The 13,363-nt window shown below is 49.7% G+C and carries 11 protein-coding genes; 1 reads left to right on the forward strand and 10 read right to left on the reverse strand.

All coding sequences use genetic code 11. From position 1 onward, the window contains the following. The first annotated feature begins 564 nt into the window (after window positions 1–564). Window positions 565–1,587 (forward strand): luciferase-like monooxygenase, encoded by a 1,023-nt coding sequence (locus HMPREF3091_RS06685; RefSeq protein ID WP_070714932.1) that lies wholly within the window; start codon window positions 565–567, stop codon window positions 1,585–1,587. A gap of 30 nt (window positions 1,588–1,617) precedes the next feature. Here the strand turns inward: HMPREF3091_RS06685 and yedF are convergent, their stop codons facing one another. The 10 genes from yedF to infB form a co-directional block, all read right to left on the reverse strand. Continuing rightward, window positions 1,618–1,857 (reverse strand): sulfurtransferase-like selenium metabolism protein YedF, encoded by a 240-nt coding sequence (gene yedF / locus HMPREF3091_RS06690; protein WP_008814886.1) that lies wholly within the window; start codon window positions 1,855–1,857, stop codon window positions 1,618–1,620. After that, on the reverse strand, window positions 1,854–3,065 hold the full coding sequence (yedE, locus tag HMPREF3091_RS06695) for a selenium metabolism membrane protein YedE/FdhT (RefSeq protein WP_070714934.1): 1,212 nt from the start codon (window positions 3,063–3,065) through the stop codon (window positions 1,854–1,856). The genes yedF and yedE overlap by 4 nt, the downstream gene beginning before the upstream one ends. A 214-nt stretch (window positions 3,066–3,279) precedes the next feature. After that, window positions 3,280–5,190, reverse strand: coding sequence for a DEAD/DEAH family ATP-dependent RNA helicase (locus HMPREF3091_RS06700; RefSeq protein ID WP_070714936.1), 1,911 nt, complete (start codon window positions 5,188–5,190; stop codon window positions 3,280–3,282). Next, entirely contained in the window at window positions 5,183–5,257 is a 75-nt protein-coding gene (gene yrbN / locus HMPREF3091_RS23060; protein ID WP_102961607.1) for a protein YrbN, read from the reverse strand. The genes HMPREF3091_RS06700 and yrbN overlap by 8 nt, the downstream gene beginning before the upstream one ends. 104 nt (window positions 5,258–5,361) lie before the next feature. After that, complete coding sequence (nlpI, locus tag HMPREF3091_RS06705; RefSeq protein WP_008814883.1) at window positions 5,362–6,246, reverse strand: lipoprotein NlpI; 885 nt, start codon at window positions 6,244–6,246, stop codon at window positions 5,362–5,364. A gap of 123 nt (window positions 6,247–6,369) precedes the next feature. Next, the gene (gene pnp, locus HMPREF3091_RS06710; RefSeq protein ID WP_004093718.1) at window positions 6,370–8,484 is read right to left on the reverse strand and encodes a polyribonucleotide nucleotidyltransferase; all 2,115 of its coding nucleotides are present in this window, start codon (window positions 8,482–8,484) and stop codon (window positions 6,370–6,372) included. A gap of 335 nt (window positions 8,485–8,819) precedes the next feature. Further along, entirely contained in the window at window positions 8,820–9,089 is a 270-nt protein-coding gene (rpsO, locus tag HMPREF3091_RS06715; protein ID WP_004093717.1) for a 30S ribosomal protein S15, read from the reverse strand. Between the two features lie 128 nt (window positions 9,090–9,217). Then, on the reverse strand, window positions 9,218–10,168 hold the full coding sequence (truB, locus tag HMPREF3091_RS06720) for a tRNA pseudouridine(55) synthase TruB (protein WP_070714937.1): 951 nt from the start codon (window positions 10,166–10,168) through the stop codon (window positions 9,218–9,220). After that, a complete protein-coding gene (gene rbfA / locus HMPREF3091_RS06725) occupies window positions 10,168–10,578 on the reverse strand; it encodes a 30S ribosome-binding factor RbfA (RefSeq protein ID WP_004093715.1) in 411 nt (136 codons plus the stop codon). The genes truB and rbfA overlap by 1 nt, the downstream gene beginning before the upstream one ends. A gap of 72 nt (window positions 10,579–10,650) precedes the next feature. Further along, window positions 10,651–13,353 carry a translation initiation factor IF-2 gene (gene infB, locus HMPREF3091_RS06730; RefSeq protein ID WP_004093714.1) on the reverse strand — a complete coding sequence of 901 codons (2,703 nt, stop codon included), beginning with the start codon at window positions 13,351–13,353 and terminating at the stop codon, window positions 10,651–10,653. Window positions 13,354–13,363: the final 10 nt, after the last annotated feature.

Genomic DNA, 13,363 nt, shown 5'->3' on the forward strand with positions numbered 1-13,363 from the left:
GCAGGCTTTTTTATTATGCAAAAATGATACGCTGCTCTCTGGAGAATATTTTTTCAACTCACACCCAAGGAACGGGGTGTTGTGAGAAAAATCTTCTACCAAAAGAGGATAACACTAAAAATTTTGACTCCCAGATGGCTACTTTATGAAATCCATAACTTGGGATACACCCTGATATCTACAATATGATGAATTTAAAAGATATTTTATTTTATGCGTCTTTTTAACTGATGTAACGTAATCGCCACTGGGATAATTTTTGTGAAGTCCAGCAGATTACCCTTAGTCGAAAATCAAAGAACAAAACCTTACTAACATGATGGACATCACATCTCTAGCAAGGCAAAACAGCCATTCAGCACAACCATCTTTATTTTGTTATAAAAATGAAATCAAATAGAATTTTAAACTGCATTTTCTCTCATTGCTTCATAGACCTCTCCTCCAGATAACGTTGCTTTCGCTGTAGCACGCATTAACACAGCCAGCTATTGATTAATTATCACATACGATTAACATCAACCTAAAAACCAGACCGATTGGTCTATTTATAGGAATCATGTGATGGCTGCCAAAAACGTACCTTTTTCAGTTCTCGATCTCTCCCCTATTCCCACAGGAGCAACGGCTCGTGATGCTTTTCATCGTTCGCTAAGTCTGGCTCAACACGCTGAAGATTGGGGATTCCATCGTTATTGGCTGGCTGAACATCACAACATGACGGGTATTGCCAGCGCCGCCACTTCGGTGTTGATCGGCTATATCGCAGGAGGAACTAAAACTATTCGAGTGGGGTCTGGTGGTGTCATGCTGCCTAATCATGCTCCCTTAGTTATCGCCGAACAGTTTGGCACACTGGAATCACTTTATCCCGGCCGTATAGATTTAGGTTTAGGCCGAGCTCCAGGCTCAGACCAGCGCACCATGATGGCGTTGCGCCGTAGCCTGCATGGCGAAATTGATGACTTTCCGCAAGATGTCGCTGAGCTACAGCGTTACTTCGGTGAAGTGACCGCAGGACAGCATGTGCAGGCAGTTCCGGGACAGGGTTTACATATTCCTATCTGGCTTCTAGGTTCTAGCCTTTATAGTGCACAACTCGCCGCAAAACTCGGACTTCCTTTTGCTTTCGCCTCACATTTTGCTCCGGATATGCTTCATCAAGCACTGGCCATGTACCGTAGCCAATTTCAGCCATCGAAGGCATTAGCGCAGCCGTATGCGATTGTCTGTATCAACGTGGTTGCAGCAGACAGCGAGCGCGATGCACGCTTCCTGTTTACCTCGATGCAGCAGCAGTTCATTAATTTGCGTCGAGGAGAACCAGGGCCACTCCCCGCGCCGGTAACAGATATCTCCGCCTATTGGAGCGCAGGTGAACAATACGGCGTGGAACAGGCGCTTAGGATGTCAGTAGTCGGCGATCCACAGCAGGTGAAAAGCGGATTAGAAGCTCTGCTAAGAGAAACACAGGCGGATGAAGTGATGGTTAATGGACAGATTTTCGATCATCAGGCTCGTTTACGATCCTTCGAAATTGTGGCCGACATCAAGCAGCAGCTCAGCGTTGCCGAACGTATCAGCTAAGGTGCATTACGCACCTTAGCTGAAGGGTAATTAGCGCTGAATAAGATAGCGAATGGTCGGTCCATCCTGTTGGATATCAAGCACGGTATAACCGTGATTTTTGGCATCCAACGGGATGTTGTTGATCGACTGTGGGCAATCGCTAACCACTTCTAGAATCTCACCCACTTTAAGGTTTGGCATCGCTTCAAGCGTCGCCACCGCAGGATAAGGACAAGGCTCCCCCACCATATCCAAACGATAATCTGGAACGATATCTGTAGGTTTCATGCAATCTCCTTAACGGCGTTATTCACCTGATTTTTTGTACGGAAGAAACGTTTTTCCCATGCAACAACCAGCAAAAATGCGGCCAGTAGCATGAGGTAAGTGACGAGTAAACCACCCAGCGGACCAAAGGTTTGCAGCAGGTTGATTTTATCGTAGGAGGTCGCTAGCGACGGAGCCAGATCGTCCCAGTAATATGCAAGAATGGTCGCCCCCAGAATATTGCCAAGCCCAACCCACCAGAAATGCACCTGTCCTTCGACGGCACGATACATCCAGCCCGTTTCACAACCACCGGCTAACACAATACCAAAACCAAACAGAACACCGCCGATTATTGCATTGGGGCCAGCCCACATAATTTTTGGCGCGAGTCCCATTTGTACATAGCTGAAGATACCGATAGCGCTCACCGCCATCCCGATAATAATCGCTTTCGCCATATGAGTTCGGCCAGTGATCCACAGGTCACGGAATGCCGAAGTAAAGCAAATCTGGGCTCGCTCAATCAGCAACCCAAAACCAACCCCAAACAACATGGCGAGGCCGAGCTTAGGCGCATTCATCGCGGTTAATCCGCCCCATGCAACTACCGCAAAGAAGATAATCATCCCTAAGCGGAAGCGTCGTTTAGCTTGTTCAGGCTTCTGAGTCAGTGGAGAGGCTGCGCTGACCTTTTGCAGTTTTACCGGAATGCGAAACATCGGTAGCAGCGTAAAGCGCGCGCCAAAATAAGAGCCGACTGCAGTCGCCAGTGCGAAAAACCATGCATGCAGCGAAAACTGTGGAATGCCAGTGAAGAAGGCCGCGAGGTTACACCCCATAGCCAAACGTGCGCCAAAGCCTGCAATCATGCCGCCCAGAATCGCCTGCAGAATTCGGATGCGGTGCTGAGGCATGCGCAGTTTAACGTTGTTGGCCCACAACGCAGCGGCGAAGCAACCACCGAACATACCGATGATCATCATGCCGTCAATGCGATCCAGAGGCGAGCCTTCAAGGCCGATGACTTTGAAATAGCCCCACTGCTCTGGATGCGCGCCAAATAGCTGTAACACATGTCCACCCCAGCGGGTGAATTCGCCGGTTACCGCCCAAAAGGTGCCTGTAATACCAAAATAGTAAGTTGATAAAATCCCCGCAGCGATAACCGCAGGGAGCGGAGCCCAGAATTTTATTAGATATTGTTGTTTGAAGTTTTGCCAAGACATGAATTATCCCCTTGTGATTACAGCCCCCGACCGGGGAACTGTCTTGAGGTTGTGAACCTCAATCGCCAAGCATCATACGCCGATAAAACGTATTTCAAAGGCAAGAAACAAGCTTATCAGTGAAGAACCCTACGATAAGCCGCTACGGGGGATAATAGGCATAAAAAAAGCCAACCCTGAGGTTGGCTTAGTCATTGAGTTCAGAACAGCTTTATTACGCTTCGTTAGTTGTACGACGACGTGGCGGCTGTGCTGCATCATCACGGCGTGGGCCGCGCGGCGCTGCACTGCGATCGCTGTTACCACGACGGTCATCACGACGAGGTGCGCCATCACGTCCACCGAAGCTGCGACGCTCGCCACCGGCGCTACGGCCACCGCGATCGCCTGCAGGACGTTCACGACGTGGTTCACGTGCTGGAGCATCACCCATCAGCTGCATATTCAGCGGCTTATTGAGGATACGGGTACGGGTGAAGTGAGACAGCAGATCACCTGGCATACCTTTTGGCAGCTCGATCGTTGAGTGAGAAGCAAACAGCTTGATGTTACCGATGTAACGGCTGCTAATATCACCTTCGTTAGCGATAGCACCAACGATGTGGCGAACTTCAACACCATCATCACGACCCACTTCGATACGGTACAGTTCCATATCGCCAGCATCACGGCGTTCACGACGTGGCGCACCTTCACGGGCTTCACGTGGCTCACGGTCACCACGACGAGCGAAGCGATCGCCACCGCGTTCATTGCGATCGTCACGGTCACGGAATTCACGACGTGGACGGCGTTCCATAACCGGATCAGGTGGCAGGATCAGTGGACGTTCGCCCTGTGCCATTTTCAGCAATGCTGCGGCCAGAGTTTCCATATCCAGTTCATCTTCCGGCTGCAGTTTAGTCAGCAGATCGCGGTATTTATCCAGATCGCTGCTTTCCAGTTGCTGCTGAACTTTAGCGGCAAACTTAGCCAGACGACGTTGACCCAGCAGTTCTGCATTAGGGATTTCAACTTCTGGAATGGTCAGCTTCATGATGCGTTCAATGTTACGCAACAGGCGACGTTCACGGTTCTCAACGAACAGCAACGCACGGCCAGCGCGGCCAGCACGACCGGTACGGCCGATACGGTGAACGTAAGACTCGGAGTCCATCGGGATGTCATAGTTAACAACCAGACTGATACGGTCAACGTCCAGACCACGTGCAGCAACATCGGTTGCAATCAGGATATCTAAACGACCATCTTTCAGGCGTTCCAGAGTCTGCTCACGCAGCGCCTGATTCATATCACCGTTCAGAGCGGCGCTGCTGTAACCACTACGTTCCAATGCTTCAGCAACTTCCAGAGTCGCGTTTTTGGTACGTACGAAGATGATTGCAGCATCAAAATCTTCAGCTTCAAGGAAGCGAACCAGCGCTTCGTTTTTACGCATCCCGAACACAGTCCAGTAGCTCTGGCTGATGTCTGGGCGAGTCGTAATGCTAGACTGAATGCGTACTTCCTGAGGCTCTTTCATGAAGCGACGGGTAATACGACGAATGGCTTCAGGCATAGTTGCAGAGAACAGTGCGGTCTGGTGCTGTGCTGGAATCTGCGCCATGATGGTTTCAACGTCTTCGATGAAGCCCATACGCAACATTTCGTCAGCTTCGTCCAGAACCAAACCACTCAGGTTAGACAGGTTCAGGGTGCCACGCTTCAGGTGGTCTAGCAGACGACCAGGAGTACCCACAACAATCTGTGGCCCCTGACGCAGAGCGCGCAGCTGTACGTCGTAGCGTTGGCCACCGTACAGAGCAACAACGTTTACGCCGTTCATGTGTTTAGCGAAATCAGCCATCGCTTCAGAAACCTGAACCGCCAGCTCACGAGTTGGAGCCAGAACCAGCACCTGTGGTGCTTTCAGGCTTGGATCAATATTGTGCAGCAGCGGCAAAGAAAACGCTGCGGTCTTACCGGAACCGGTCTGAGCCATACCCAGAACGTCACGGCCATTTAAAAGGTGAGGAATACATTCCGCCTGGATTGGAGACGGTTTTTCGTAGCCCAGATCGGTCAGGGCTTGGATAATTGGTGCAGCTAACCCTAGGTCAGCAAAAGAAGTTTCGAACTCAGCCATGTACACGTGCCTCATTGATGGCGGCCAGTCTACATAACTCGTCTAGAAAATGGACAATGATTTTCATTGAAAAGTGTGAACCGGCTCAAATTAGATTAAATAACGAACAAAAAGCCCTCACCTCAAGGAGGTGATAAAGCAATTAAAAATATAGGCGTAGTTGTTCGTCAGCTATTGCTGGTCCGATTCTGATAGGTCGTCTTGCTCTTGGCCCAAAAGCGCCAATTCCAACAGTGCATAGCGGTGCTCAACGAAGTTATGTACGTTGTTGGCAACCGTCAGTTTGAACAGCGCAGAGGCACTGCTCTTGTCCCCCAGACTCAGGTAATGTTTACCTAAATAGAAGTCAGTTTCACTGAGATGCTCAGCGAGCGAAGTGTTATCCGTTGCATCTTCCTGTAAGCGTGTCATCAATGTTTTCTGATTGATGGTGCCCAGGTAGAATTCGACAATATTCCATCCCCATTGATTCCTGTTCGCCTTGTTATATCGCTGTTCCAGCGAGGCAGTGGCTTTCTTTGGATCGATTTCACGTTCCACAAGGTAAAGCCATAACGAACGGAATGGATCATTGGGATCGTCTTGATAAAACGCCTGCAGATCATCCTGCGCTAACGAGTATCGACCACCGTAATACAGTGCGATGCCTCGGTTTAAACGCGCGTAGTTGTAAGTTGGATCAAGCTCTAGTACAGAATCAAACGCTTCATAGGCGGCATCAAAATTGCCAGCCTGCGTTAAGTAAATCCCCAGATAGTTAAAAACTTCTGGCATATCAGGACGAATAGCCAGCGCTTGCGAAAAATCGTTACGCGCTAAAGCTCTCAGTCCTAGACTATCATACAGTACTCCGCGCTCATATAAAAGCTGTGCGCGTTCATCATCTGTCAATGCACGGCTAGCAAGGATCTGTTCCATGCGTGCCAGCATGACTTCCTGTTGCAGCGAAGGCTGTAACGGAATTGCTAGTACTTCGTCTTTACGCCAATCAAGGTTGCTGCATCCTGCCAGCAGAATTGCTGTCGCAACGTAACACCAGCGCAAGATAGGCTTCATTTCCCAACTCCCGAAGACCAACATCGGATTGATTTCCTATCATCCAATAAGCAAAACACATCCTGTGTTTGCGTAATAAACGGCTCCCTGCATGCGCAGGAAGCCGTAGCACTGAATAAGCTATTATTCAGCAGTTGGAGCAGCTGCTTGTTCTGGTGCGCTTGCTTCTTTGATGCTCAAGCGAACGCGACCCTGACGGTCAACTTCCAGAACCTTAACAGGAACTTCCTGACCCATCTGCAGATAGTCAGTCACTTTCTCAACGCGCTTGTCAGCGATCTGAGAAATATGAACCAGACCTTCTTTACCGCCACCGATAGCAACGAATGCACCGAAATCAACGATACGGGTTACTTTACCCTGATAGATACGGCCAACTTCGATTTCAGCAGTGATTTCTTCGATACGACGAATAGCATGTTTCGCTTTTTCGTTGTCGGTTGCTGCGATTTTAACAGTACCGTCATCTTCGATTTCAATGGTAGTGCCCGTTTCGTCAGTCAGTGCACGAATAACGGAACCGCCCTTACCGATAACATCTTTGATCTTCTCAGGATTGATCTTGATGGTATGGATACGTGGAGCGAATTCAGAGATATCACCACGTGGCGCGTTGATCGCCTGTTCCATCACACCCAGAATGTGCAAACGCGCACCCTTAGCCTGATTCAGAGCCACCTGCATAATTTCGCGGGTGATGCCTTCAATCTTAATATCCATCTGCAGAGCAGTGATACCTTCGCGGCTACCCGCAACTTTGAAGTCCATGTCGCCCAGGTGATCTTCGTCACCCAGAATGTCAGACAATACGACAAAGTTTTCGTCTTCTTTAACCAGACCCATCGCGATACCGGCAACGGCAGCTTTGATCGGAACACCTGCGTCCATCAGTGCTAAAGAAGCACCACAAACGGAAGCCATTGAAGAAGAACCGTTAGATTCGGTGATTTCAGAAACCACACGAACAGTGTACGGGAATTCGTCTTGCTTAGGCATTACAGCCAACACGCCGCGCTTCGCCAAACGACCGTGACCAATTTCACGACGCTTAGGTGAACCCATCATGCCGGTTTCCCCTACGGAATACGGAGGGAAGTTATAGTGTAGCAGGAAGCGGTCAGTCTGCTCGCCAGTTAAGCCATCAATGTTCTGAGCATCACGTTCTGTACCCAGAGTTGCGGTCACCAGAGCCTGAGTTTCACCACGGGTGAACAGTGCAGAACCATGGGTACGCGGCAGGACACCGGTACGCACATCGAGGCCACGGATCATGTCTTTTTCACGGCCATCGATACGTGGCTCGCCACGCAGCACACGGCTACGTACGACATTTTTCTCCAGTGAACCCAGAACGTCTGCGATTTCGCCCGCGTTCAGAGATTCGTCTTCAGCCTGCAGGGCAGCGATAACGTCAGCTTTAATCTGGTCAATCTGAGCGTAGCGAGCCTGTTTTTCAGTGATGTGGTATGCATCACCGATACGAGCTTCAGCCAGCGCAGCAACGCGAGCATGCAGTGCTTCGTTAACCGCAGGTGCAGTCCATTCCCAACGAGGTTTGCCCGCTTCTGCAGCCAGCGCCTTGATGTTTTCAATAACAACCTGCTGCTGATCGTGACCGAATACTACGGCACCCAGCATCTGGTCTTCGCTCAGTAACTGAGCTTCGGATTCAACCATCAGCACTGCGCCTTCGGTACCTGCAACAACCAGATCCAGCTTGCTTTCTTGCAGCTCATCGGTCGTTGGGTTCAGCACATACTGGTCGTTGATGTAACCAACGCGAGCTGCACCGATTGGGCCATTGAACGGAATACCGGACAGGCTCAGGGCAGCAGAAGCACCGATCATCGCAACGATGTCTGGGCTAACCTGCGGGTTTACGGAAACAACGGTAGCAACAACCTGAACTTCGTTCAGGAAGCCTTCTGGGAACAGTGGGCGAATTGGGCGGTCAATCAGACGCGCAATCAGAGTTTCGCCTTCACCAGGACGGCCTTCACGACGGAAGAAACCACCAGGGAAACGACCAGCAGCGTAGGTACGCTCCTGATAGTTAACGGTCAGAGGGAAGAAGCTCTGGCCTTCTTTAGCTTTTTTAGCGCCTACAACGGTAACGAATACCGCGGTGTCGTCCATGGTAACCATGACTGCAGCAGTGGCTTGGCGAGCCATCATGCCAGTTTCCAACGTTACGGTATTCTGACCGTACTGGAATTTGCGAACGATAGGATTCAGCAAAGTATTTTCCTTATCTTTGTAAGTTCAGTAACGCCATACGCAGCGCTACTCCTCATTATTTGCCTTCGATCACTTCGTTGCATTCTCGCGACTAATGGAAATCACTGGCAGTCCAGAGACTTGCATTAGCCGCGCGAACATCTGCAAAAAGGATCGTCAAACGGCATACGTTATCAACAAGAGTCGATCGACTCTATTTTTAACGCTTCTTTCTTTAACCACAACGATTTTAGCAGCTGTAATTTGGTTAATTACAGTACATTAACCTTATTTGTGATTGCTTCCTAGAAGAAAGGGGCCAATCTAGGCCCCTTTACTTCTGAAAATCGTTTGGACTAGCGACGCAGACCCAGACGTTCAATCAGGCTGGTGTAGCGAGCTACATCTTTACGCTTCAGGTAATCCAGCAGCTTACGACGCTGGGAAACCATACGCAGCAGACCACGACGGCTGTGGTGATCTTTTTTGTGTTCAGCGAAGTGACCTTGCAGGTGGTTGATCTGTGCAGTTAACAGAGCAACCTGAACTTCGGTGGAACCGCTGTCGTTAGCGTCACGACCGAAGTCAGCAACGATTTGAGCTTTAGCTTCAACACTTAGAGACATTATAGAACTCCAAATTCATAAAACGATTAAAAAAGCAGGCGCCGATCTCTAATTCAGCTGCCTAATACATAAGCCGCGCTATTCTACTCTGAGCGCAAAAAGATCGCAACAAAGCACCTGATGACTCGTTACTCAGGAACGCGTTCTTCTACAATTAAGCGACGTGGTGCCAAGCGTCCTTGGTCGTCCACTTCGCCAACGCCGATAAATCGGCGTTTCTCGCCAACGTTGATGCGCACCATACCTTCAGCAGGCAAACCTTGCACCTGCACCGGCTGTCCTTGTAGAACGTAAGCGGCAATAACATCGGTAAGATTTATTTCCGGCAGATGAGACGCCGCGGTATCCATCGGCAACAACAGCGGGTCAAGAACCGTTTTCGGTTCAATGCCAGCCTCTTCGGCTGCGGCAACCATTTGCTGTAGTTGTTCCAAAGTCACCATGCGCTCTGACGGATAGTTAGAAACCTGTACACGACGTAAATAGATAACGTGCGCACCACAGCCTAAAACCTCACCCAAATCGTCAATGATAGTTCGGATATAGGTGCCTTTAGAGCAATGAATTTCTAACTCTAATTCATCGTTTTCCCAACGGATAAACTGCAACTCATAGACGGTAATATCACGAGCTTCACGAGGGACTTCAATGCCCTGACGTGCATACTCGTAAAGCGGCTTACCCTGATATTTCAGTGCAGAATACATTGATGGTACTTGCTGGCTATCCCCTCGGAACTGCTCCAGCGCAGCATCCAGTTGTTCCTGTGAAAACTCAACAGGACGTTCCTGAACCACTTCGCCATCGGCATCAGAGGTGTTCGTTCTTTGCCCTAAACGCGCAATAACGCGATAGCGTTTATCAGCATCCAGCAAGAATTGGGAAAACTTGGTCGATTCGCCTAAACAAATAGGCAGCATACCGGTCGCTAGAGGATCTAGCGCACCGGTATGTCCTGCCTTGTTGGCGTTATAGATGCGTTTTACTTTTTGCAAAACGTCATTTGATGATAGACCTTGGTGCTTGTCTAATAACAGAACGCCGTTAATATCACGGCCGCGACGGCGAGGTCGTGACATTATTCCTCCTCAGTGTTACCTGAAGCGTTACCTGATGCAGCACGACGTTCTTCGTCATTCTTCACAACGCTGGTGACGAGGTTGGACATACGCATACCTTCAACCAACGAGTTGTCGTATGAGAAAGTCAGCTCAGGAACAACGCGCAGGCGCATTGCTTTGCCGATCAGCATACGGATGAAACCAGAAGCTTCATGCAGCGCTTTCAGTCCAACTCTAACCGCGTTCGGATCGCTGTCATTCAAAAATGTGACAAACACTTTGGCATAAGCCAGATCGCGAGAAACTTCAACGCCAGAAACCGTCACCATACCAATGCGCGGGTCTTTAACTTCGCGTTGCAAAATGATCGCAATCTCTTTCTGCATCTCTTGAGATACACGCTGAGTACGGCTGAATTCTTTTGCCATTATGGCGTCCTCCAAGACGAATCGGGGGGCATTAAGCCCCCCAAAGATATTATAAGCTAGGCGCTTACTTAATTACTCGATGGTACGCTTAACTTCGATGATTTCGAATACTTCGATCATATCGCCAGAGCGAACGTCGTTGTAGTTCTTAACACCGATACCACATTCCATGCCGTTACGAACTTCGTTAACGTCATCTTTGAAGCGACGCAGAGATTCCAGCTCACCTTCATAGATAACCACGTTATCACGCAGTACACGGATTGGGTTATGACGTTTAACCACGCCTTCAGTAACCATACAACCGGCAATCGCACCGAATTTAGGCGATTTGAACACGTCACGAACTTCAGCCAGGCCGATGATTTCTTGACGATATTCAGGAGCCAGCATACCGCTCATTGCCTGCTTAACTTCGTCGATCAGATTATAGATGACGGAGTAGTAACGCAGATCCAGGCTTTCAGCTTCAATCACGCGGCGAGCAGAAGCATCGGCACGGACGTTAAAGCCAAGGATGATTGCGTTAGATGCAGCGGCCAAGGTCGCATCAGTTTCAGTGATGCCGCCCACGCCGGAGCCAACAATTTTCACTTTCACTTCATCGGTAGACAGACCTAACAAGGCATCAGAAATCGCCTCGCAAGAACCCTGTACGTCAGATTTCAGTACGATGTTCAGTTCAGAAACTTCGCCTTCGCTCATGTTAGCAAACATGTTTTCCAGTTTAGATTTCTGCTGACGAGCCAGTTTAACTTCACGGAATTTACCCTGACGATACAGAGCAACTTCGCGAGCTTTCTTCTCGTCACGAACAACGGTAGCTTCATCACCGGCGGCAGGAACGCTGGACAGACCCAGAATTTCCACAGGAATAGAAGGACCTGCAGAGGTCACTTCACGGCCCATTTCGTCACGCATCGCACGGACGCGGCCATATTCGAAGCCACACAGAACGATATCGCCCTTGTTCAGAGTACCTTCTTGAACCAGAACGGTGGCAACCGGGCCACGGCCTTTATCCAAGAAGGATTCGATAACTACGCCGCTCGCCATACCGCTGCGAACCGCTTTCAATTCCAGAACTTCAGCCTGCAACAGGATGGCATCCAACAGATCATCAATACCAGTACCTGCTTTAGCAGACACAGGGATGAACTGAGACTCGCCGCCCCACTCTTCTGGCATAACGCCATACTGAGACAGTTCGTTTTTAACGCGATCCATGTCCGCTTCAGGCTTATCGATTTTGTTCACAGCAACAACAACCGGCACTTTTGCCGCTTTAGCATGCTGGATTGCTTCGATAGTCTGTGGCATCACGCCATCGTCAGCCGCAACAACCAGAACAACGATATCCGTTGCCTGAGCACCACGAGCACGCATTGAAGTAAATGCGGCGTGACCTGGGGTATCCAGGAAGGTGATCATGCCATTATCAGTTTGTACGTGGTACGCACCGATATGCTGGGTAATACCACCGGCTTCGCCCGATGCCACTTTCGTGGAACGGATATAGTCCAGCAGGGATGTTTTACCGTGGTCAACGTGGCCCATGATGGTCACCACTGGAGCACGAGGCTCTGCAGCAGCACCGGTATCACGGTCACTCATTACTGCTTCTTCCAGCTCGTTTTCACGACGCAGGATAACTTTGTGGCCCATTTCCTCAGCAACCATCTGAGCAGTTTCCTGATCGATGACCTGATTGATGGTAGCCATAGCACCCATCTTCATCATTGCTTTGATGACTTGGGAGCCTTTAACAGCCATTTTGTTAGCCAGTTCAGCAACGGTAATGGTTTCGCCAATGATGACGTCACGGTTTACCGCTTGAGCAGGCTTGTTAAAGCCTTGCTGCAGAGTACTTGGCTTACGTTTGCCTTTACCACCACGGGTCTGGGCACGTGCTTCTTCGCGATCGGCTTTAGATTCAGACAGTTTATTGCCTTTCTTCTGCTTGGTCGCTTTAGTTGCGGTACGTGCACGAGCGCGGCCTGCTTCAACCTGACGGTCATTTTCATCTTCTGCTTCGCGAGCATGATGAGAAGTAGTCACGTGGTAATCAGAAGCATCTTCTGTTGTTTCAGCTTCAGGCGCTTTGCCTTCGTTAGCTTCTGCCATTTTGCGAGCTTCTTCAGAAACACGCTTAGCGTCTTCTTCAAGCTTACGCAGAGCTTCTTCTTCGGCTTTGCGTTTCAGTGCAGCAGCTTCGGCTTCGCGGCGCGCTTTTTCAGCATGCGCAGCTTTGGTTTTTTCGTCGGTATTTTGATTCGTCACTTTTTCACTTTCCGCTGCGCCACGCTTAGCTTTATCAGCGGCCTCACGTTTGGCTTGCTCTTCCAGGTTACGTTTCGCCTGATCTTCAGCAATACGTTTCGCTTTTTCTTCTGCTTCACGTTTTGCTTTTTCTTCAGTCTCACGACGAGCCTGCTCTTCCGCTTCACGCTGTGCCTGTGCTTCTGCTTCAGCCTGTTCAGCTGCCGCATCGCCTTTTACATAAGTGCGCTTTTTGCGGACCTCGATTTGCACGGCTTTGCTTTTTCCGCCAGTGCTTGGAACATTCAATGTGCTGCGTGTTTTACGCTGCAGCGTCAGTTTACCTGATGCGCTGCCATGCTCACGATTTAAATGAGCTAATAATGTTTCTCTTTCCTGTGGGCTCACAGAATCATTTTCTGACTTCTTGATCCCTGCATCAGCTAATTGCTGTACCAGGCGATCAACGGAAGTCTGTATCTCTGCTGCCAGTGATTTTACGGTTACTTCTGTCATGCTGTTCCTT

It is taken from the genome of Hafnia sp. HMSC23F03, assembly GCF_001816025.1.
Lineage (GTDB): Bacteria > Pseudomonadota > Gammaproteobacteria > Enterobacterales > Enterobacteriaceae > Hafnia > Hafnia paralvei.